Origin of the sequence: Veillonella sp. CHU594 (assembly GCF_003992265.1) — a bacterium.
Classification (GTDB): Bacteria; Bacillota; Negativicutes; order Veillonellales; family Veillonellaceae; genus F0422.
The window spans coordinates 90707-115192 of record NZ_RQVB01000001.1 but is presented as its reverse complement, the minus strand read 5'-3'; the positions used below and the strand labels follow the sequence as shown (position 1 = coordinate 115192).

Annotated in this window: 3 protein-coding genes; all 3 read left to right on the top strand. The window is 38.3% G+C overall.

Annotation, left to right across the window (positions count from 1 at the left end; all coding sequences use genetic code 11):
• Positions 1 to 886 (top strand): Abi family protein (locus tag EO111_RS00475; RefSeq protein ID WP_164727576.1); only part of this gene is annotated, 886 nt, incomplete at its 5' end.
• A 1030-nt stretch (positions 887 to 1916) separates the two neighbouring features.
• Positions 1917 to 17351 carry a YadA-like family protein gene (locus EO111_RS00470; RefSeq protein WP_127010185.1) on the top strand — a complete coding sequence of 5145 codons (15435 nt, stop codon included), beginning with the start codon at positions 1917 to 1919 and terminating at the stop codon, positions 17349 to 17351.
• Between the two features lie 532 nt (positions 17352 to 17883).
• On the top strand, positions 17884 to 24459 hold the full coding sequence (locus EO111_RS00465) for a YadA-like family protein (RefSeq protein WP_127010184.1): 6576 nt from the start codon (positions 17884 to 17886) through the stop codon (positions 24457 to 24459).
• Positions 24460 to 24486: the final 27 nt, after the last annotated feature.

The following is a 24486-nucleotide window of genomic DNA, read 5'->3' as shown; positions in this document are numbered from 1 at the left end:
TATTATATTTTCAAGGCTAAATAAGGTAGAAGAGAAGTTAAAGACCTCAATTGCATATCATTTTTCGAAACGGCATTGTACGATGCTTAATGATACGATGCAATATACCAATAAATCAAATTTTATGGACCCTAGTGATACAAATACATCGAGTGTTACATATTGCCCATATTCTCTAAATTATCCCTTTGTCAATGAACAAAATAAAAAAATATACAGTAAGTTTGCTGATTTTATCCTTTTTAAACCATTTTACTTAACGAATCTGATTGATAGGAATGATCATATTGACATGAAGTTTTATCAATCAAAAAAGTATATAGCACCAGCGAATGTTGCAGTATATAGAGATATTCATAAGATTCCACATAAGAATGTCGCAGTCCCTTTTTGGGTGTCTATAGAAACCTTAACGTTTGGAGAGACTGTTAGATTATTACACTATTTGCAAGATGATGTACTAGAGGATGTTTTAAGTGATTTTAAATTAAAGAAAAGTAAGCGATCAGAGTTCCTGAACATGATGGATTTTTTGCTGTGTTTGAGAAATAATTGTGCACATACATCTGTAATTAATCACTTTACCACACCTACATATTATAAGGTTAATTCTAATGTAGTGAAGGCATTTTCATTAAATCCTCAAAAACATTATGGGTATCAGGACTCAAAACTATCTTTATTTGATGTGCTCAAAATTTTAGGATATTTTGAATCCTTGATAGAGTTAAAACAATTGATGAAAAAGTTCTTTTATTCTAATCACCGGAGAATGGGATATCTTGCGGGAAATAAATTGAATCAAAAGTTGTTAAAACGTATGGGATGTTCTAATTATGGACAGTGGAAAACAATGCTGTCAGGGAAAATGCAGTATTCTCTATAAATAATGAGTTGACTGAATATAGTAATTCTGATAGTATAATAGATACTTAGATATGGCTCTTAAGAGCTCTTGGTGATGGAGGCATCACCTACTGAAAAAGGACAACACTATGTGTTGTCCTTTTTTGGATTCTAATTTCTCTGATTTATGAACATACCTAACACAAAGAGGTCTGCTAACCTCAACATGTTAGGCGTCATCATATTTCCAAATTTTGAGATGAGCCTAACGCCGTTCACACGTTGATGGCTCTTCTTGTCTGTATCTGTAGTATAGAATAGTGTAAGAAAAAATACTACTCTATTTCCGTGGCGAATAAGGCTAGAGGGTTCTATTGGTGATATATCTAGGATGCTTATGATGCAGTCATGAACTTTGATTTTGATGGTATTGGCAAAACTTGGTGAATGAAAAGAAACCGGTGTCCAAGATAGTTAAAATTTTTGCATTTGAAGATAGTTTGGTAGTTTTATATTGAATCTTTATGCAAAGTAAGCGATACGTTCTTGTTTTGGTACAGTTAAGCTTATAGAGGCATATATATGTAATTAGAATAATTGAGAAATAGAATTACCTATAAAAGTAGGAGGAAAAATATATCCATTTCCAATTAATTCGATATGGTTATGTAGTTTTACTATATATGTACAAGAGTAGATGCAAAAAATATTGGTACATTGATGTTTTCAGATACAAATTTGGATAAAAAGAATAAATTTTGTGAAAAAAACTATTCCAATGTGCACCAGATTAGTATATAATAGAATGGAAAAATTATTTTTTTAATAAAGTAGTTTGTGTTAGGTATTTAGTGTGAAAAGAGAGACCGGATGAGGTGTCCCAAAAGGATGGTGTGTAAATATATATAAAATAATAATGAATGTTTATCTATTTTAATAAGTTGATTATGAAATACGTAAGCATTCAATTTTTTTGTGCCATAAGTGCTTAGATTAGCGGCATATATTGTAAATAAGTATCACTTGTTTGTTATGTAAATGTTGTAAACATATGTGTATAGGAGTTTAGAATGAACAAAATTTTTAAGGTCATTTGGAGTAAGTCAAAACAATGCTATATTGTTGTATCTGAAATGGCAAAAAACCATTCCGGTAAAAAGAAAATCGTTGTAGCTAGTATCTTGGCGACTATGGCTGTGGGTAGTGGAGCTATAACTAATATGGTTGATGCAGCTGGAGAGGTCTCACAAGGAGGGGGTAATCCAAAAACTCCTGGGTCTATTGCGATAGGATATGGTAGTGTTAGTGATGGAACTGTAATACACAACGATGGTTCCACTACGGTTCAACCTAGTATTGCCATTGGTGTAGGAGCCAAAAGTATGGGGAATTCCTCGGTTTCAGTTGGACAAGGAGCACAAGTTTTAGGGTATTCATATAGTGTTGCAGTTGGTCGTAGTTCTGAAGCTAATGGAGACTATGGTGTAAGTGTAGGTTATAATACACGAGCAAAGCTTCATGGTATTGCTATGGGGGAACAAGCCCGTGCGATGAAAGAAGGGGCTACTACCTTTGGTGTTAGTTCTCGAGGCTATGGAAATGGATCTATAGCGATTGGTTGGCAATCCTTGGCAGGGGCTAATGTATATGATGAGGATGGAAAACCAGGACCAGATATCAATCAAGACCCTGAAAAGACTATTTCTGATTATAATAAATGGGGCGATACAGCTATTGGTATACGGGCTGTAGCAACAGGTGGCAATGCTTTGGCATTAGGCAGAAGTGCTACTGCTAAGGCTGCTAATGCGGTGGCAATTGGTGGTGGTAATGGATCATCATATACTGATAATACAGAAAAAACAGAAGCTACGGCAGAAAAGGCGGTAGCTATTGGTTATAAAACAGAAGCTTCTGCGGTAAGTTCTGTTGCCCTAGGTACATCGGCTGTATCCGGTGGTGAAAATGGTGTAGCAATTGGTAATGATGCGCAGGCACAGACTGCAAATACAATTGCTGTAGGTAGCTCTTCTCGAGCTGAAAATGCGAATGATAGTGCATTTGGTAATGCAGCTAAGGCGACTGGTGGTGGTGCAACAGCTATCGGTTATACAGTAACAACTAGTGGTAATCAGGCTTTTGGTGCGGGCTCTAATTCAGAGGTGTCTGGTGCAGGAGCAGTGGGTATTGGTTACAAAGTAAAGGCATCAGGTAATCGTGCTATCAGTATTGGTAATGACAATGATAGTATTCAGACGGAGGCAACTGGTGAAAAAGCGATAGCCATTGGTTCAGGAGTTAAAGCGACAGGTAGTGTTTCAATTGCTATGGGTAGAAATGCTCAATCCTTAAGAGAATATACCACAGCGATTGGTACTAATGTTATAGCTAGCAATAAGGCTTCTGGTAGCACAATTATTGGGTATAATTCCTTTACAAAAGGGAATCAGTCTGTCAATATTGGTTCTACAAATGAAACGCTTGAAGAGGCTCAATACTCTACAGCGATAGGTTATGATGTACGAGCAAAGGCTAAAAATGCTATTGCTATTGGATCTAGCGGTGAAACTAGTGAAAAAGTAATTGCCGCAGGTCAAGATGCTATTGCTATTGGTACATCAACACAAGGTAATGCTGTCGCATCAACAGCGATTGGTAAAAAAGCAATAGCAAGTAGTGAAAACTCAATTGCTTTTGGTACCTCTGCCAAGGGAGTTGGAACCTCCGCCACAGCAATTGGTAATGGTGCCACAACGGCGAAAGCTAATGCTATTGCATTGGGTACATCCGCGCAAGGGACAGGAGAATCATCTACAGCGATTGGTAATGGTGCTCAAGCAACCAATTCACATGCCTTTGCAGCAGGTACATCTGCTAGTGCCACAGGTGAAACCTCTACTGCCGTTGGTAACAGTGCATCAGCAGCTGGAGCACGTGCAGTAGCGGTAGGTACAAATACGTCGGCAACACAAGAAGAAGGTGTGGCAGTAGGTTTGCGTGCTAAAGCTAAAGGGATACGATCTGTCTCTGTTGGTATTGATACTGAATCAACAACATCAGATGGTATTTCTGTTGGGTATTTATCGAAGTCTCAAGGATTGGGTGCTATTGCCATCGGTAGAAATGCTGTAGTATCGGGTGACAAATCTGTTGCAGTTGGTTATGATTTGACAGTTACTGATACGGGTAGTACGAATATTGGTTATACCTCTTCAGTGGCTGGTAATCAGGCGGTTAGTGTGGGTGCCCGCAATACAGTTGAAGCCGGAGCGAGTGCAGGTGCGGCTCTAGGGTATTTTGTTAATTTATCCGGCAAAAATGCCATCGGTATTGGTGCAGGGGTGAATGATACTAATAGAGTCACTGCGTCTGGAGATAATTCAGCGGCCATCGGTACATTAGCAAAAGCAACAGCAGCAAGTGCCATGGCATTAGGTTCTAATGCGAATGCTGCATTAGCACATTCGGTAGCACTAGGTGAAGGGTCTACTACAACGGAAGCAGATGGAGCTGGAAAAACAGCATATTTGTCTGGTGAATCTACTAACAATAGCGGTAATGGTGTGATTTCCGTTGGTAATAAACGAAATGATTCTGATAGAACAGCTACTATAACACGTCGTATTGTCAGTGTAGCGGGTGGTACTGATGATTATGATGCAGTCAATATAAAACAGTTGAAAGCATTAGAAAAGAATGAGTGGTTATTACGTACACAAAATGCGGGAGATGCTAACCCAACTGATGTAGAACCTCAAACTGTGAATAATCAAACTAAGAAACGTGTTACTTTAAAAGCAGGCGACAATATTGCCATTTCTAATTCCAATGGTGTTGTTACGTTGAATGTAACAAATGTTGTGAAAACAGTAACTAGTGGGAATACAGCTGCTTTAACAGTAAATAATAACAATGGTGCTGTTACGATTACACCGAATGTTGCTAGTTCTGTAGGAGCAGCGAATGAGGATAACAAACTTGTTACCTCTGGCAAAGTAAAAGCAGCTCTTGATGATAAAATTGATAAAACAGCTGAGATGCACATCAAATCAGGTGAGTACACTGTTAATACTGATGGTACTGCTTCTTTGATTCAACAAAATGGTAATAACCAAGATCAAACTACTCGCGTTACGATTAAAGATATTGCTAAAAAATCTGTCCTAGATACATTGCAGTCTGACTATAATACTTTCAAGATGAAAGCGATTACTTTCACTGGTGACGATAATCAAGGTGTAGCACGTACTTTAGATACAACATTAACTGTCAAAGGTGGTGCGAATTACACGTCTACTACAACGAATACTAACATTCGTGTAGAAAAAGATGCTGCTAATGGTGCCAATGGTCTGCTTGTTAAATTGTCTGATAAACTATCTGGCATGAAAGAAATCGCTGGCACTGGTTCGCAAGATTTAGTAATCAAAAATGGCAATACTACAGTCACTGTAAAAGCTCCAGCTAATGGAGACAAAGGTACAGTCGACTTTGGTGATGCGAAAGTAATTGCTAAGAACTTAGATGCAAGTATTGCTTATAAAGCAGGTAATGGAGATACTAAGAAAACAGTTAAATTGCAAGATGGATTTAACTTCACAGCTGCTACAGATACAGCAGCAGATACAGATGTACCAAAATCTGGATTAGCAATCACAACAGGTACTAATGGTGTAGTTACATTTGGCTTAGATAAAGCGACTCGTGAAAAAGTTGACAATGCAGCGGATAAAAACTTAAGCAATTTATCTGACACTGGTAAAGATAAAGTCAAAGAATTAGCAAAAACAGCAGCACAAGATGCTGTGAAAGTTGCTAATGGTATTAATACTACTGTTGAAAAAGATACAGCAACTGCAGGTGTAACGACATACAAAGTGAATGCTAATGATACAACAGTAGCAGTTACTGGAAATGGACTTGCCATTACTGGTGGTGAGTTAGGTACAGATAAAGTACGTAAATATTCCTTAGATTTATCTGCAGATACTAAAGGTAAATTAGCTGCTGTAGGAAATTTAGCAACCAATGTGATTGGTGGAACTACAATTGCTGCAGATGGTACTGTAACAGGTCCAACTTTCAGTATTACTAAAGCAGATGGTACTGCTGAAAATGCTGGAACTATTAAAGAGGCCATCGAAAAACTAGATGCAGCGAATAAGGGACAAAATACAAAAATCTCTGATACTGTAGAAAAAGTGACAAATTTAGCTACAGCATTAGGTGGTGGTGCTAAAGTAGAAAATGGTACTTTCACAGGCCCTACATATAACATTACAAAAGCGGATGGTTCAGGCACAGAAACAGCATCTAATGTTGGTGATGCAATTAGCAAATTAGATACTCGTATTACTACAGCTAATGGCACATTAGTGACTAAAGGCTTAGACTTTACAGGCAATGACACAACTAATGCTGGTAAAGTACACCGTGATTTAGGTACTACTTTGACAATTAAAGGTGCAGAAAACTTCAGTCGTGCAGCAACTGAGAACAACATCAAAGTTGTTAAAAATGGCGATGCTCTGGATGTGAAATTAGCAGAAAACCTTGCTAAGATGAAAGAAATCTCTGGTGATGGTACTAGTGATTTAGTGATCAAAAATGGCGATACAAAAGTGACTGTAAAAGCTCCAACTAGTGGAGACAAAGGTACAGTTGACTTTGGTGATGCGAAAGTAATTGCTAAGAACCTAGATGCAAGTATTGCTTATAAAGCAGGTAATGGAGATACTAAGAAAACAGTTAAATTACAAGATGGATTTAACTTCACTGCAGCTACAGATACAGCAGCAGATACAAATGTACCAAAATCTGGATTAGCAATCACAACAGGTGCTAATGGTGTAGTTACATTTGGTTTAGATAAAGCGACTCGTGAAAAAGTCGACAATGCAGCGGATAAAAACTTAAGCAATTTATCTGATGATGGCAAAAATAAAGTTAAAGAGCTAGCAAAAGGCGCAGCTCAAGATGCAGTGAAAGTAGCAGATGGTATTAATACTACTGTTGAAAAAGATACAACGACTACAGGCGTAACTACATATAAAGTAAATGCTAACGATACAACTGTGGCAGTAACAGGTGATGGCCTTGCCATTACTGGTGGGGATTTAGGTACAGATAAAGTACGTAAGTATTCCTTAGATTTATCTGCAGCTACTAAAGGTAAATTAGCTGCTGTAGGAAATATAGCGACTAATGTAATTGGTGGAACTACAATTAGTGCAAATGGTACTGTAACAGGACCTACTTTCAACATTACTAAAGCAGATGGTACAACAGAAGAAGCAACTACTATTAAAGATGCTATTGATAAGCTAAATGCTACCAATGCTGGACAAAATACTAAGATTTCTGAAACTGAAAGTAAAGTAAAAGATATCGTTGATAAAGGTATGACTTTTGCTGGTGATGATGCAGCAACAGATAAAGTAACTCGTAAATTAGGAGAAACTTTAAACATCCACGGTCAAAATAATATCACTGTGAAAAAAGATGGTACTGCAGCAGACACATTAAATGTAAAACTTGCTAGTGAATTGAAAAATATCACATCTATCAGCAGTGGAAATGGTACAACAGGCTCTACAGTTACATTAGGGGCAGATGGTGTATCTATCGCTAACACGAAAGATGGAGCTACTAAAACTGTTACAATCGGTAAAGATGGTATCAATGCTGGTGGTATGAAAATCACTAATGTAGCAGAAGCTAAAGCAGCAGGTGATGCAGCAAATAAAAAATATGTAGATGATGCGATTTCTAATTTAGGAAATATTGTATCTGGTAATGCTACCTTAAACTTTGCAGGTAATGTGACAAAAGATGCGCAAGATCAAGCAACTGAAAAAGTAGGTTTATCCTTGGCAACAGGTACATTACATGTGAATGGTGCTGAAAACGAAATCACTACGACAGCAAAAGGAGATACAATTACAGTTGGATTAGCTGAAACTGTAAAAGCTCAATTAGCAAAAGTAGGTGATACATCTTCTAATGGTCGTGATGGCAAAGCTGGTACATCTGGTGCACAAGGCTTAACTGGTAAAGACGGCTTAAATGACAAAACTTTAACAGATAAAGTAAATGCATTACGTAACGGCGAAGCTGGATCTGTGGTATATACAGATGAAAATGGTGCACGTTTAGTAAAAGCTAAAGATGGAGAATACTATAAAGCTGCAGATGTAGATGCAACAGGTAATGTATTGAATGGTGCAGCAAAAGCTACTACTGTAGAAGCTCGTGTGGTGAACCCAGATGGTACAACAACTGGTGGTACAACTAAATTGTCCAACATCGCTGATGGAAAAGTAGCAACAGGTTCCAAAGATGCTGTGAATGGCGGTCAATTGAATACTGTTAAAACTGACCTAGCTAATGCATTAGGTGGTAATGCTAAAGTAGAAAATGGTACTTTCACAGGTCCTACATATAACATCACAAAAGATGATGGTAGCAATACAAAAGAAGCTGTGAACAATGTAGGGGATGCGATTTCTAAATTAGATGGTCGTATCAATAATGCGAACACTGTCCTTGGTAATAAAGGCTTAGATTTCTACGGTAATAAAGATACTGCTGATACAGATAAAGTACACCGCAATCTTGGTGAAGCTTTAAAAGTGAAAGGTGCAGAGAACTTTACTCGTGCTGAAGGTGCTAAGAATAATATCGATGTAGTAAAAAATACTGCAGGTGATGGTTTTGATGTGAAATTGGCAGAAAACCTTGGTAATATCAAAGAAATTGCTGGTAATGGAAAAGATAACCTAGTGATTAAAAACGGTGATGCTACCATTACCTTGAAACCTAAAAAAGATGCAGAAGGTACTAATCCTGCTACACCAGCTACAGTCGACTTTGGTGAAACGAAAGTAGTAGCATCTAATTTAGATGCATCCATTAAATATCGTGCCAACGATGATGCAGCAGCAAAAGCTAAATCTGTTAAATTAGCCGATGGATTTAACTTTGTAGTAAGTAACGTTACAGATACCGCAGCAGAAGGTCCTAAATCTGGTTTGGCTATTAGTGCAGAAGATAATGGTAAAGTAACATTTGGTTTAGATAAAGCGACTCGTAGCACTATTGATAATGCAGCAGATAAAAACTTAAGCAATTTATCTGATGATGGCAAAAATAAAGTTAAAGAGCTAGCAAAAGGTGCAGCACAAGATGCTGTGAAAGTAGCAGACGGTATTAATACTACTGTTGAAAAAGATACAGCAACTGCAGGCGTAACTACGTATAAAGTAAATGCAAACGATACAACTGTGGCTGTAACAGGTGATGGCCTTGCCATTACTGGTGGCGATTTAGGTACAGATAAAGTACGTAAGTATTCCTTAGATTTATCTGCAGCTACTAAAGGAAAATTAAAAGCAGTAGATGGTTTATCTACTGTTATAGGTGGTACTAATATTACAGCAGATGGAACTGTAACAGGACCAAAATTCAACATTACTAAAGCAGATGGTACAACAGAAGAAGCTAAAACTATTAAAGATGCTATTGATAAATTAAATACTACCAATGCTGGACAAAATACTAAGATTTCTGAAACTGCAGGAAAAGTAACAACTTTAGAAGGAAAAGTAGATGGTATCGTTGAGAAAGGCATGGTATTTGCTGGTGATAATGCAACAGCAGATAAAGTAACTCGTAAATTAGGAGAAACTTTAAACATCCACGGTCAAAACAATATCTCTGTGAAAAAAGATGCTACTGCAGAAGATACATTAAATGTAAAACTTGCTAGTGACTTGAAAAATATCACTTCTATCACTAATGCTGATGCAGACGGAAAACCAGGTAGCAAAATTACTTTAGGCGCAGATGGTGTATCTATTGCTAATACAGCAGCAGGTGCAGATGGAGCAGCAGGTGAAACTAAAACTGTCACTATCGGTAAAGATGGCATCAATGCTGGTGGCATGAAAGTTACTAATGTAGCGAAAGCAGAAGCAGATGGCGATGCAGCAAATAAAAAATATGTAGATGAGGCTATTTCTAATTTAGGAAATATTGTATCTGGTAATGCAACATTAAACTTTGCTGGTAATGTAACAAAAGACGCACAAGATCAAAGTGTAGCTAAAGTAGGATTATCCTTGGCAACAGGTACATTGCATGTGAATGGCGCTGAAAATGAAATCGCTACGACAGCCAAAGGAGATACAATTACAGTTGGATTAGCTGAAACTGTAAAAGCTCAATTAGCAAAAGTAGGAGATACAGCTTCTAACGGACGTGACGGTAAAGATGGCACATCTGGTGCGAAAGGCTTAACTGGCAAAGATGGCTTAAATGACAAAACTTTAACAGATAAAGTAAATGCCTTACGTAACGGCGAAGCTGGATCTGTGGTATATACTAATGATGCTGGTGACCGTGTGGTAAAAGCAAAAGATGGTAAATACTATAAAGCTGATGAAGTAAAAGCTGATGGTACTGTAAAAACTGCTGAGGAAAATAAGGGTAAAGCACCAAAAGTAGTAGAGAATCCACAAGCACGTGTTGTGAATGGTAATGGAGAAACTACAGCGCCAACTACCTTGTCCAACATCGCAGATGGAAAAGTAGCAGCAGACTCCAAAGAAGCTGTGAACGGTGGACAATTATATACTGCTAAATCTGAAATTGGTGCTATCATCGGTGGTACAACAATTAATGAAAATGGCAAAATTACAGGACCAACGTTTAGCATTACTAATGCGGCTGGTACTAAAGATGATGCCACTACGATTAAGGATGCTATTGAAAAATTAGATGCTACCAATGCAGCACAGAATACTAAGATTTCTGGAAATACAGAAAAATTAACACAATTAGGTGAAAAAGTTACTGAAAATTACAATGATTTATCTACTAAAATTACCCAAGCAGGTACAAATGTAACCAATGCATTGACTACAAAAGGTTTGGACTTCACAGGTAATGACACAACTGCTAAAGTACACCGTGATTTAGGTACTACTTTAACAATCAAAGGTGCAGATAACTTCACACGTACAGATGCTGAAACAAACAACATTAAAGTTGTGAAAAATGACAATGATCTTGATGTGAAATTAGCGGAAAACCTTGGTAAGATCAAATCCATTAGTAATGCTACTGGAGCAGGTAAACCAGGCTCTACCATTACCTTAGGAGCAGATGGTGTATCTATCGCTAATACAGCAGCAGGCCAAGACGGTGCAGCAGGTGAAACTAAAACTGTAACAATCGGTAAAGCCGGTATCAATGCTGGTGGCATGAAAGTTACTAATGTAGCTAAAGCAGAAGCAGATGGCGATGCAGCGAATAAAGCATATGTAGATAATGCGATTTCTAACTTAAATACAACAGTGACGAATAATGCAAATCTACGTTATGCTGGTGATACTAACGAAGGTGTAGCAGCTGGTGAAGATCACTTGAACTTACCATTAGCAACTGGTACTTTAAAAGTAGCGGGTACAGCTGATCAAATCAAAACTGTAGCTAACAATGGAACGATTACTTTATCCTTAGCTGAAAAAGTGACAGACAAATTAGCTAAACTTGGCGATACATCCTCCAACGGACGTGATGGCAAAGATGGCACATCTGGTGCACAAGGCTTAACTGGTAAAGACGGCTTAAACGACAAAACATTAACTGAAAAAGTAAATGCATTACGTAACGGCGAAGCTGGATCTGTAGTATATACAGATGAAAATGGTGCACGTTTAGTAAAAGCTAAAGATGGAGAATACTATAAAGTTGCAGATGTAGATAAAGATGGCAATGTATTGAATGGTGCAAAACCAGCTACCACTGTAGAAGCTCGTTTAGTAAATCCTAAAGGAGAAACTACAGTTCCTACCAAATTGTCCAACATCGCTGATGGCAAAGTAGCAGCAGACTCCAAAGAAGCTGTGAACGGCGGACAATTACATACTGTGAAATCTGACCTAGCTACAGCGCTTGGTGGAGATTCTAAAGTCAATGCTGACGGCTCCTTCACAGGTCCTACATACAGCATCACTAAAGATGATGGTAGCAATACGAAAGAAGCTGTGAATAATGTAGGCGATGCGATTTCTAAATTAGATGGTCGTATCAACAATGCGAATACTACGCTTGCTAATAAAGGCTTAGATTTCACAGGTAATGGTACAACTGCGAAAGTACATCGTAATTTAGGTGAAACTTTAACGATCAAAGGTGCAGAAAACTTCACACGTACAGATGCTGAAACAAACAACATCAAAGTTGTGAAAAATGACAATGATCTTGATGTGAAATTAGCAGAAAACCTTGGTAACATCAAATCTATTAGTAATGCTACTGGAGCAGGTAAACCAGGCTCTACAATTACATTAGGAGCAGATGGTGTATCCATCGCTAATACTGCAGTAGGTGCAGACGGTGCAGCGGGTGAAACTAAAACTGTAACAATCGGTAAAGATGGTATCAATGCCGGTGACATGAAAATCACTAATGTGGCTAAAGCAGAAGCAGAAGGCGATGCAACGAATAAAAAATATGTAGATGATGCGATTAAAAACTTAAATACAACAGTGACTAATAATGCAAATCTGCGTTATGCTGGCGATACTAACGAAGGTGCGGCAAATGGTGATGATCACTTGAACTTACCATTAGCGACAGGTACTTTAAAAGTAGCTGGTACAGCTGATCAAATCAAAACTGTGGCTAACAATGGAACCATTACTCTATCCTTAGATGAAAAAGTAACAAACAAGTTAGATAAACTTGGTGATACAGCTTCCAACGGACGTGATGGTGCAAATGGCTTAACTGGTAAAGACGGCTTAAACGACAAAACGTTAACAGATAAAGTGAATGCATTACGTAATGGCGAAGCTGGATCTGTAGTGTACACTAATGATGCTGGCGACCGTGTGGTAAAAGCAAAAGATGGTAAGTACTATAAAGCTGATGAAGTAAAAGCTGATGGTACTGTAAAAACTGCTGAGGAAAATAACGGTAAAGCACCAAAAGTAGTAGAGAATCCACAAGCACGTGTTGTGAATGGTAATGGAGAAACTACAGTTCCTACAACCTTGTCTAACATCGCAGATGGCAAAGTAGCAGCAAACTCCAAAGATGCTGTAAACGGTGGACAATTGAACACTGTTAAATCTGATTTAGCTACAGCATTAGGTGGTGGTGCTAAAGTAGAAAACGGTGTATTCACAGGCCCTACATACAACATCACTAAAGATGATGGCAGTAATACAACAGAAGCTGTGAATAATGTAGGTGATGCGATTTCTAAATTAGATGGCCGTATCAACAATGCGAACACTGTTCTTAGTAATAAAGGCTTAGATTTCTATGGCAATAAAGATGCTGCTGACACAGATAAAGTACATCGCAATCTTGGTGAAGCTTTAAAAGTGAAAGGTGCAGAAAACTTCACTCGTGAGGCTAATGCTAAGAATAATATTGATGTAGTGAAAAATACTGCAGGTGATGGTTTTGATGTAAAACTAGCAGAAAACCTTGGCAACATCAAAGAAATCGCTGGTAATGGAAAAGATAACCTAGTGATTAAAAATGGTGATGCTACCATTACCTTGAAACCTAAAAAAGACGCAGAAGGTACTAATCCTGCTACACCAGCTACTGTCGATTTTGGCGATACAAAAGTAGTAGCATCTAACTTAGATGCGTCCATCAAATATCGTGCCAACGATGAAGCAGCAACAAATGCTAAATCTGTTAAATTAGCTGATGGCTTTAATTTCGTAGCAAGTACAGATGCTACGACTACTGCAGAAGGTCCTAAATCTGGCTTAGCTATTACCGCAGAAGATAATGGTAAAGTAACGTTTGGCTTAGACAAAGCGACTCGTGAAAAAGTTGACAATGCAGCGGATAAAAACTTAAGCAATTTAACTGATGCTGGTAAAAATAAAGTTAAAGAGTTGGCAGGCGAAGCAGCTAAAGCAGCAGTTACTGTAGCAGACGGTATTAACACCACTGTTACAACTGATACAACGACTACTACAGGTGTCACTACATATAAAGTAAATGCTAATGATACAACAGTAGCAGTGAATGCAGATAGCTTGGCTATTTCCGGCGGTACTCCAGATGCTACGACAAAAGTTCGTGCCTACACATTAGACTTATCTGACACAGTAAAAGCAAAATTAAATGCTATTAACAATGTAGGTGATACAGCATCTAATGGTCGTGATGGTGTGAATGGTACATCTGGTGCAACTGGTTTAACTGGTAAAGACGGCTTGAATGACAAAACGTTAACAGATAAAGTAAATGCATTACGTAATGGAGAAGCTGGATCTGTGGTATATACTAATGATGCTGGTGACCGTGTGGTAAAAGCAAAAGATGGTAAATACTACAAAGCTGATGAAGTAAAAGCTGACGGTACTGTAAAAACTGCTGAGGAAAACAAAGGTAAAAAACCAGAAGAAGTGACAACTCCACAAGCTCGTGTGGTAAATCCTAATGGAGAAACTACAGCGCCAACTACCTTGTCCAACATCGCAGATGGAAAAGTAGCAGCAGATTCCAAAGACGCTGTAAACGGCGGACAATTACACACTGTTAAATCTGATTTAGCCACAGCCTTAGGTGGTGGTGCTAAAGTAGAAAATGGTACTTTCACAGGCCCTACATACAACATCACAAAAGATGATGGCACAGGTACAGAAGCAGTTAAGAATGTAGGCGATGCGATTTCTAAATTAGATGGTCGTATCAATAATGCAAACACTGTCCTTGGCAATAAAGGGTTAGATTTCACGGGCAATGACACAACAGATGTTGGTAAAGTACATCGTAACTTAGGTGAAACTTTAACAATTAAAGGTGCTGACAACTTCACACGCACAGATGCTGAAACAAACAACATCAAAGTTGTGAAAAATAACAATGATCTTGATGTGAAATTAGCAGAAAATCTTGGCAATATCAAAGAAATCGCTGGTAATGGCAAAGATAACCTAGTGATTAAAAATGGTGATGCTACCATTACCTTGAAACCTAAAAAAGAGGCAGAAGGTACCAACCCTGCTACACCAGCTACAGTCGACTTTGGCAATGCGAAAGTAGTAGCCCCTAATTTAGAGGCATCTATCACATATCGTGCTAATAGCGCAGAAGATGCAAATGCTAAGACTGTAACATTACAAAAAGGTTTGAACTTCGTATCTGGTGATGGTACAGCAGCTACTGCTGAAGCAGCAAAAGCGGGTATCACAATTGCAGCTGATAAAGATGGTAAAGTTGTATTCGGCTTGAATGAAGCAACTCGTAATGCTATCGATAATGCAGCAGATAAAAACTTAAGCAACTTATCTCAAGATGGTAAGAATAAAGTGGCTGATTTAGCAAAAACAGCAGCAAGAGATGCAGTAAAAGTTACAGCTGGTAATAATGTGACTGTAACATCTGAAACAAAAGATGGTAACACAACATACACTGTAAACGGTCGTGATACAACTGTAAAAGCAGCTGATAATGGTAGTGTTTCTGTTACTGGTGGTACCTTAAATGCTAAGGGTGAACGTGAATACACAGTGGATTTAACAGCAGATGCGAAAGCGGAACTGGGTAAGATTTCTGATCTAAATACACGTTTGGGCAGTGCAGAAGGCAAAATCACAACGCTTCAAGGTGATATGACTAAGGCAAAAGATGATATTGCAGCGAATACGAAAGCAATTGATGCTAATAAAGAAGCCATAGCTGCCAATAAAAATGCAATTGCTGACAATGCAAGAGATATTGCAGCTAATAGAAAAGATATCGATACTAATAAACAAGGTATTGCAGAGAATAAAAAACAAATTGGCGAAAATGCAAAAGCGATTGCTAAAAATGCAGAAGATATTAAGAAAAATGCCCAAGACATTAAGAACAATACAGAGACTATTAAATCTAATACAGATCGTATTCAAACAGTAGAGAACCGTGTTACTACAGCAGAAGGCAAAATTGCTACTAATGAAAAAGCAATTAAAGACAATGCATCCGCTATTCAATCTAATACAAAAGCAATTGGTGCTAATACAACAGCCATTGCAAAAAATGCGAGTGATATCACAAAAGCAAATAAAGAGATTGAAAGCTTAAAAGGTAATTCTGCCACAAAAGATCTAAGCAACCTGACAAATACTGGTAAGGATACAATTACTAATTTGATCAATGTAACAGGTGAACATGGTATTACTGTCACACCAAGTACTGATAGCACTACTAGAGTAAAAACTTTCACAGCAAAATTGAATGACACAGTTACATTTGGTTCTGGTGATAAGAAAATTACTGTAGATGGTACAACAGGTACTGTTACAAGCAAAGCAGTAGCAGCTGATACAGTGAAAGCTAATACAGTAAATGCTAAGACAGTTCAATTAGGAGATTCTACAGGAACTAATACAACTGTTACAGCAGATGGTATAGCAGTAACGACTAAGAACCCTGATGGTACTACATCTAAAGTAGAAATCAAAAATGGTACAGTATCTGGTTTGACAAATACGAAGTGGGATCCAGCTAAAGTAGTGACTGATGCAGATCGCAGTGTAGTGGCAACGCAAGGTCAAGTGAAAGATGTAATGGATACCTTGGCCCGTGGTCGAGTATTTGTAGGTGATACTGGTAACACAGTGACAGTTGGTTTAGGCGATACATTAGCTATTAAAGGTGGAGCTACTAAAGCATTAACAGATGATAATATCGGTGTTGTATCTACAGAAGCTAAAGATGGCAAGCCAGCTACTATGACTGTTAAGTTAGCGAAAGATGTGAAAATGAAAGATGGTTCCACATCCTACGACTACTACTTACCTGAAATAAAAACAAATCCAGATGGTTCTAAAGAAATTGTTAAGAATGCAGATGGATCTGTGAAACATCAATTAGGTAAAGATGGTAATCCGATTCGTCTAGTGACAACTACAGTCAATGGCGAAGGTATTACGATTGCACCAGTAAAAGGTTTAGATAAACCGACTGTTTCCTTAACAGCGGATGGTCTAGACAATGGTGGTAACCAAATTCACAATGTAGCAGCAGGTACAGCTAATACGGATGCAGCCACAGTAGGTCAAGTACGTGCAGCAGCACATGCTTTAAATAACCGTGTGAATGAGGCAGGTGCTCATGCAGCGGCATTAGCAGCGATGAATCCATTGAGCTATGATCCTCTTAAAAAATCTCAAGTCATGGCAGGCGTTGGCTCCTATAAAGGTAACAAAGCCTTAGCATTAGGTGTGGCTCATTATGCGAACGAAGATACTCTATTTAATGTAGGTGTTGCTGTTGGCGATGGAAGCAACATGGTCAATGCAGGTGTGACATATCGATTTGGCGGAGAATATAGTGCGGTTCCTGAACGTTACAAAGGCGGTCCAATTTCTTCTGTCTATGTAATGCAAGACGAAGTAAGTGCATTAAAAGCAGAAAATGCTGAAATGAAAGAGCAAATGAAAATGCTTATGGAACGTATTGAAATGTTAGCAGCAAAATAACTCAATAGGAGATAGCTTATCGCTCTATGAAAGAATGGACATCACGTCGAAAGACGTGGTGTCCATTTTACATGTTAGAAATGGACTACAGTATGTGATAGTGATTTTTTGTAAAATGATGAAATATGCAATATTGAAAAAAACCGATGAAATGTATATAATTAAAAGTATAAAACATAATAGGATTTTAAAAACGTTGAAATTCAATGCTTTTGTAATTGCATTTAAAGATTTAACGAAGTGTGCAGTATAGCGTAATATAGACTTGGAGTGATAAAAAAGTTTTGATTATTACAAAAAGTGAATAAAATAATCAAAATTATACTAGTACTTTTAGTAAAGATATGTATAATAAGAAGTAGATAATGTATTTCTTTATAATAAAATTTAAGATTGAAACATGTAAAAGTGATATGTTATTGACTATGTAGTGATGTATAAGTTACATCGATAAATGGGGCAGTTTATATTTAACAAATATAAATATATATAGTTCAAGGTTTGATGACCAGAAAAAGGGAGGATTATCACAATGAACAAGTTATTCAAAGTTATTTGGAGTAAGTCTAAGCAGTGCTACATCGTAGTTTCAGAAGTAGCAAAAAACACTACAGGTAAAAAGAAAATTGCTGTAGCTAGTGTATTAGCAGCTTTGGCAGTGAGTGCACAAGTGACAAATGTACAAGCGGCAATTCCTGAAGGGAACGCAACAGCCGGTGCAGAGGTAGCAATCGGTCGAACCGTGGAGGTAGCTGGTGATAGCTCTGTAGGTATTGGTAAGGGTATTTCTGTAACAAAACGATTTTCTGTAGCAATGGGTAATGGTATTAACGCCACTGCAGAAAATGCAGTAGCTATTGGTTCGGGGGCCAATTTTGGAAAAGTACAAGCTTTAGGTAGTGATAGTGTTGCCATCGGTACTCGTGCAAACGCAGGTATGCAAAGTTCTATCGCCATTGGTCGTTTGAGTCGTGCTGACACAGGTGAAAAAGGAGTAGCCATCGGTAATGAAGCAGTGACGACAGCGTTATCTGCTATTGCTATTGGTAACAAAGTAAATGCTACGAAGGATACAGCCATTAGTATTGGTAACCAATCTAACGCTACTGGAACAGCAGCAGTAGCCTATGGTAATCAAGCACAAGCCACAGCAGATAGCACTGTAGCGGTAGGTGATCAATCGAAAGCTACAGGAGCTAATGCTACAGCGGTTGGTAAATCTAGTGAAGCCTCACAAGATAGTGCATTGGCTGCTGGTAATGGGGCTAGTGCCTCCGCAGCAGGCGCAGTGGCTGCAGGTAAAAATGCCTCTGCTAGCGGTGTACAATCCATTGCTATTGGTAGTGCTGGTACTGATGCAGCAGAAGCTCCAACAGCATCTGGAACGCAATCGATTGCGATTGGATCTAAAACAGTGGACAATAGTAGTAATTCCATTGCCATGGGTTCTACTGCAACAGCTTCAGGTGTTGCTACCACGGCTATTGGCTCTACAGTAGTAGCTAGACAACATGGATCTACAGCAATTGGTAGTATAGTTAACGTAGATGGTTTTAAATCGGTAGGCCTTGGTTATGATATTACTTCTAAACAAAATGGTACGACTGCTATTGGTTATATCACACGAGTATATGGTAACCAAGCAGTAGCGATTGGTTCTAATATGACTGCTGGTGAAGAAGGTGTGGACACAGGTGGTCAGGTAGCTATTGGTTATAACTCCAAAGCTACAGGTCAAAGTGCTATTGGTATTGGCTCCAATAACACAACTGCATCTGGACATAGTACCATTGCCCTTGGTAATACCGCAAAAGCATCTGCGGCAGGTGCTATTGCTATCGGTAGAAATTCCAATTCTGCATTAACTAATTCTGTAGCATTAGGTGAAGGGTCTACTACCACAGCAGCTGATGGTACAGCGACTACTGGTTACTTAACAAAAGATGCTGTCAATAACACTGATCATGGCGTTGTTTCTGTAGGTAATGGAGGCAGTATCACTCGTCGTATTATCAGTGTAGCAAGTGGTACTAATGATACTGATGCAGTAAACGTAAAACAATTAAAAGCATTACGCAATGACACAGTAAGTACAGTAAGTGTGGTGAATGGATCCACTACTACAGATTTAGTGCCTAAAACAACTGAAGGTGATGCAGAAGCTCATAAAGTAAAATTAGTAGCGGGTAATAATATCACCTTAACAGCAAATGGCAATGCCGTAACTATTGCATCTAAGAGCGAAGTGAATACCATTGAAAGTGGAAACAAGGATGCCATTTCTGTTACGAATACAAATGGTAAGGTTAGTGTAACACCTAACTTGGCTAATGACGTGACTGCTAGTGGTGATGCGAATAAACTTGTTACGGCAGGCAAAGTAAAAGAAGCATTAGATAAAAAAGTAAATAAAGATGATCTAACTACAGAATTAAATAAAAAAGCAAATGCAGCTGATGTAACTAATTTGACAAACAATAAATTAGACAAAACTGCTGAATTACATGTTAAAAAGGGATCCTATGAGGTAAATAGTGAAGGTACTGTCACATTAGATAAAGTAGATGGAACCGGTACTGTCAAAACAGAGGAAGCTGTCACAATTACTGGTATTGCAAGTAAAACTGCTTTAGAACATTTAAAAACAGAAGTAGATAAAAAAGCAAGTAAAGATGATTTAGATACCAAAATTGGTGAAGTCAATGCTGAATTAGCTACGAAAGTAAGTAATGATACTTTCAGAGACGAAATGGCTAAAAAGGCTGACTTAAAAGCTATTAATGACTTAAAAGATGTATTATCTGGTAAAGTAGATAGTGCAGCACTTGATAAAATGGTAGCTGCCTTAGGTAATAAAGTTGATGAAACTGAATTAAATGAACGTTTAAAAACAGAAAAAGCTGAAAATGCGGTAGCTCTTAAAAAGGCTGTAGATGAAGCAAAAGCAGCTGCTAATACGGGTGTCAATGATTTAAAAGAAGGCAAACTTGATAAATCTGCTGAATTACATGTTGTAAAAGGCGAATATGAAGTGGATAGTGATGGCAATGTAACATTGAAAAAAGCAAATGGTGAGAATACTGAAATTGCTGATGAAAATGTTACGATTAAAGGTGTTGCCTCCAAAGCAAAATTAGATGAAGTAGCTGGTAAAGTCACTGCAGCTGAAGGTGATATCACTAAACTAAAAGCTGGTGTGGAAGAGAATAAAAATGGCTTGGGAGATCTTAAAACTAAAGTAGATACAGTAGAAGGAACTGCTAATAAAGCAAAAGAGGATCTCGCGGGATTAACCACTAAAGTGGATGGCATCGATACAAAAGTGACGGCACAAGGTGAAAAAATCGCTGCTGCTGATGAAAAAATTGCGGCTATTGAAAAAAATATTACTGATAATGTAGTAACAAATGATTCTATGGCAGGTAAATTAGAGGCCTTAAAAACTGACTTAGGTACTAATACAACATTGTCCTTCGCTGGCGATACAACAATCGATGATAAAGGTACAGAATCAGCTGACGATGATGATAATAGTGCTACTAAATTATCATTGAACTTAAAAGAGAAAACCCTAAAAGTAAAAGGTGCCACTGATGAAATCAAAACGGAAGCTAAAGGCGATACCATTACTGTTGGTTTATCTGACAAAGTAAAAAAAGAGTTAGCTAACATTTCTAAATTAGGGGACACAGCTGCTGATGGACGTGATGGTAAAGGTGCTACAGGTAAATCTGCAGATGATCCAGATGCTACGGCGGCTGATAAAGGATTAACTGGTCAAGATGGCTTGAATGGTAAATCCTTGACAGATAAAGTGAATGCATTACGTAATGGTGAAGCTGGGTCAGTTGTATACACTGATGCTGATGGTAAACGTTTGGTAAAAGCTAATGATGGTAAATACTACTTAGCTAAAGACGTAGGTGAAGATGGTAATAAAGTAGGTGCAGCTAAAGCTGTAGAAGGAGATAACCTAAAAGCTAGCGTCGTGAATCCAGATGGTAAAGGGGGCCCGACGACATTATCTAATTTGAAAGATGGTAAGATTGCTGAAAACTCTAAAGATGCGGTGACTGGAAATCAGTTGTATGCAGCAAAAGCCGAAGTGGCTAAATATCTTGGCGGTGGTGCGACTGTAGATGAAAATGGTAATGTTACAGAACCAACATTTACAGTAAAAGATAAAGATAATAAAGATGTTGCGGCTCATAATGTAGGCGAAGCATTGTCCACCATGAATGAACGTTTAAACAATGCTCATTCTGCGGCAGCGGCCGATATTACGCAATTGAAAAATATGGAAGGACTTACTGAGGCTGGCAAAAATAAAATCAAAGAATTAGCTGGCGAAGGCGTCGATGTTAAAGGTGATAAAAACATTACTGTTACTTCTACAATGGAAAATGGAGTTAAAACATTCCATGCAACATTGAGTGAAAAAGTTACACTTGGTAAACATGATGCAAATGATCCTGATGGAGATCATGCTAATGATCCAGGCGTAGAACTTGATGGACACGAAGGAACTATTGTGGCTGGTGATCCAAATGGTAAAACAGCTGTTAAAATCGATGGTAAAGATGGTAGTGTTACAGCTGGCACAGGCGACAAGGAAGTTAAGCTAGATGGTAAAGATGGTAATGTGACTGTAGGCACTGGTGATACGCAAGTTAAATTAGATGGACCTAAAGGAACTGTATCTACTGGTAAAGGTGACAAAGAAGTTAAAATGAATGGTGCTGATGGCACTATTACAGCTGGTGACGGTGCAAACGGCAAACAAGTTAAACTTGATGGCAAAGACGGTAGTGTACAAGCAAATAAAGTAACTGCAGGTAAAGGTGATAAAGCCGTATCTTTAGATGGAGATACAGGTACTATTACAGCTGGTAAAGGTGCAAATGCTGTTGCTATCAATGGTACAGATGCCACTATTAAAGCCGGTACAGGTGAAAACCAAGTAGGTATCAACGGTAAAGATGGTAGTGTAACAGCTAAAACAGTAAAAGCAAAAGATGGTGTTTTCGGTGCTCCAGCAGATGATAGTGGCGTTCCTACAGCAAATAAAGTGGCTACTACAACTATCAATGATAAAGGCTTGTCCACAGTGTACAAAGATGAAAATGGTAAAGAATCTAGAGTAGACATCAAAGAAGGCCGTCTAACAGCGGGTGCTCCGGTAAATGAAAAAGGAGAGCCTAAGGAGGCAGGTACTGCAATGTCTATGGATAGAGACAATGGTTTCTCCGTAACAACTAAAGATAAAGACGGCAATGTATCTAAAGTAACAATCAAAGATGGTAAGATTTCTGGCTTGAATGGTGCTGAATACAATAACTATAAAAAAGATAAAGACGGCAATGTTGTAAAAGACAAAGATGGAAACCCTGTAGTAGATAGTTCTGTGAAAATGGATGGTGCAGGTCTTAACATTGCTCCAAGTACAGGTGACCCTACGAAATCTGTAAGCTTAACAAAAGATGGCTTAAACAATGGTGGTAACAAAATTACAAATGTCAAGGACGGTGTTATTGCAAAAGGTTCTAATGACGTTGTAAATGGTAACCAAATCTTTAATGCGAATACATCTATAGCGAATGCCATTGGTGGTGGTGCTAAGGTACAAAAAGACGGTACTATCTCTGCACCAAAATTTGAGATTACCGTAGATGGTACAAATCCAGCGTCCAAAAAGCCAGTTACTTCTGTAGGTGCTGCTATTGGTGCACTAGATGCACGTATTAACAATGCTAGAAACTTGGGAGATTTAACTCCGGCAGGTAAAAAAGTTATTACAGACCTAATCCATGTACAAGGTGAAGGTAATATTGATGTATCTGAATCTACAACTAATGACAAGGGTGTAAAAACTTTCACAGTGAAATTAAAAGACACTGTAACACTTGGCGATGGTAAAAATGGCAACCAAGTTAAACTTAACGGTCCAGAAGGTAGTGTAACAGCTAACATGGGTAGGTTTGGTGCTCAAGCAGATGCAAAAGGTATTCCTACAGAAGCAGGTTCTGCTACATCTATGGATAAAGATGGTTTCTCTGTAACATCTAAAGATGAAAAAGGTAATGTATCTAAAGTAACAATCCAAGATGGTCGTGTAAGCGCTGGAGATCCAGTAGATGATAAAGGCATTCCTACAAAAGAAGGTTCTGCTGCATCTATGGATAAAGATGGTTTCTCCGTAGCCACTAAAGATGCAAAGGGCAATGTATCTAAAGTAGATATCAAAAATGGTGGTATCACAGCAGGTGCTCCAGCAGATGCAAACGGTGTTCCTACAAAAGAAGGCGTTAATACTACAACTATTACTGATAAAGGCTTGTCCGTAGTAAGCAAAAATGCGGATGGTACAGTATCTAAAGTAGAAATCAAAGACGGTAAAATCACTGGCTTGAATGGTTCTGATTACAACAACTACAAAAAAGATAAAGACGGCAATGTTGTAAAAGACAAAGATGGAAAACCTGTAGTAGATAGTTCTGTGAAAATGGATGGTGCAGGTCTTAGCATTGCTCCAAGTACAGGTGACCCTACGAAACCTGTAAGCTTAACAAAAGATGGCTTAAATAATGGTGGTAATCGTATTACCAATGTTGCTCCAGGTGTTGCAGATACAGATGCAGTTACTGTTGGTCAAGTTAAAGAAGTGACAAATAAACTTGGCGCTGCTTTAGAAAAAACTTCCCAACGTGTAAGCGAAGTTGGTGCACATTCTGCAGCATTAGCAGCCATGAATCCATTAAGCTACGATCCATTGAGAAAATCTCAAATCATGGCAGGCATCGGCTCTTATGATGGAAACCAAGCATTAGCATTAGGTATTGCACACTATGCTAACGAAAACTTTATGTTCAATGCAGGAATTACAATGGGCTCTGGTAAGAGCATGGCAAACATCGGTGCCACATATCGCTTCGGTACTGGTGATGATGACAATATCCCAGAACGTTACAAAGGTGGTCCAATCTCCTCTGTATATGTAATGCAAGATGAAATTTCTGCATTAAAAGCAGAAAATGCTAGAAAAGATGCAGAAAATGCAGAAATGAAAGCACAAATTAAAATGCTTATGGAACGCATGGGGATGGCATAAAACTAAATATCAATAGTTAGTACTAAA

Excerpts from the sequence above, each read along its gene's own strand:
- EO111_RS00470 (WP_127010185.1), top strand. The coding sequence starts at position 1,917 with ATGAACAAAATTTTTAAGGTCATTTGGAGTAAGTCAAAACAATGCTAT.
- EO111_RS00465 (WP_127010184.1), top strand. The coding sequence starts at position 17,884 with ATGAACAAGTTATTCAAAGTTATTTGGAGTAAGTCTAAGCAGTGCTAC.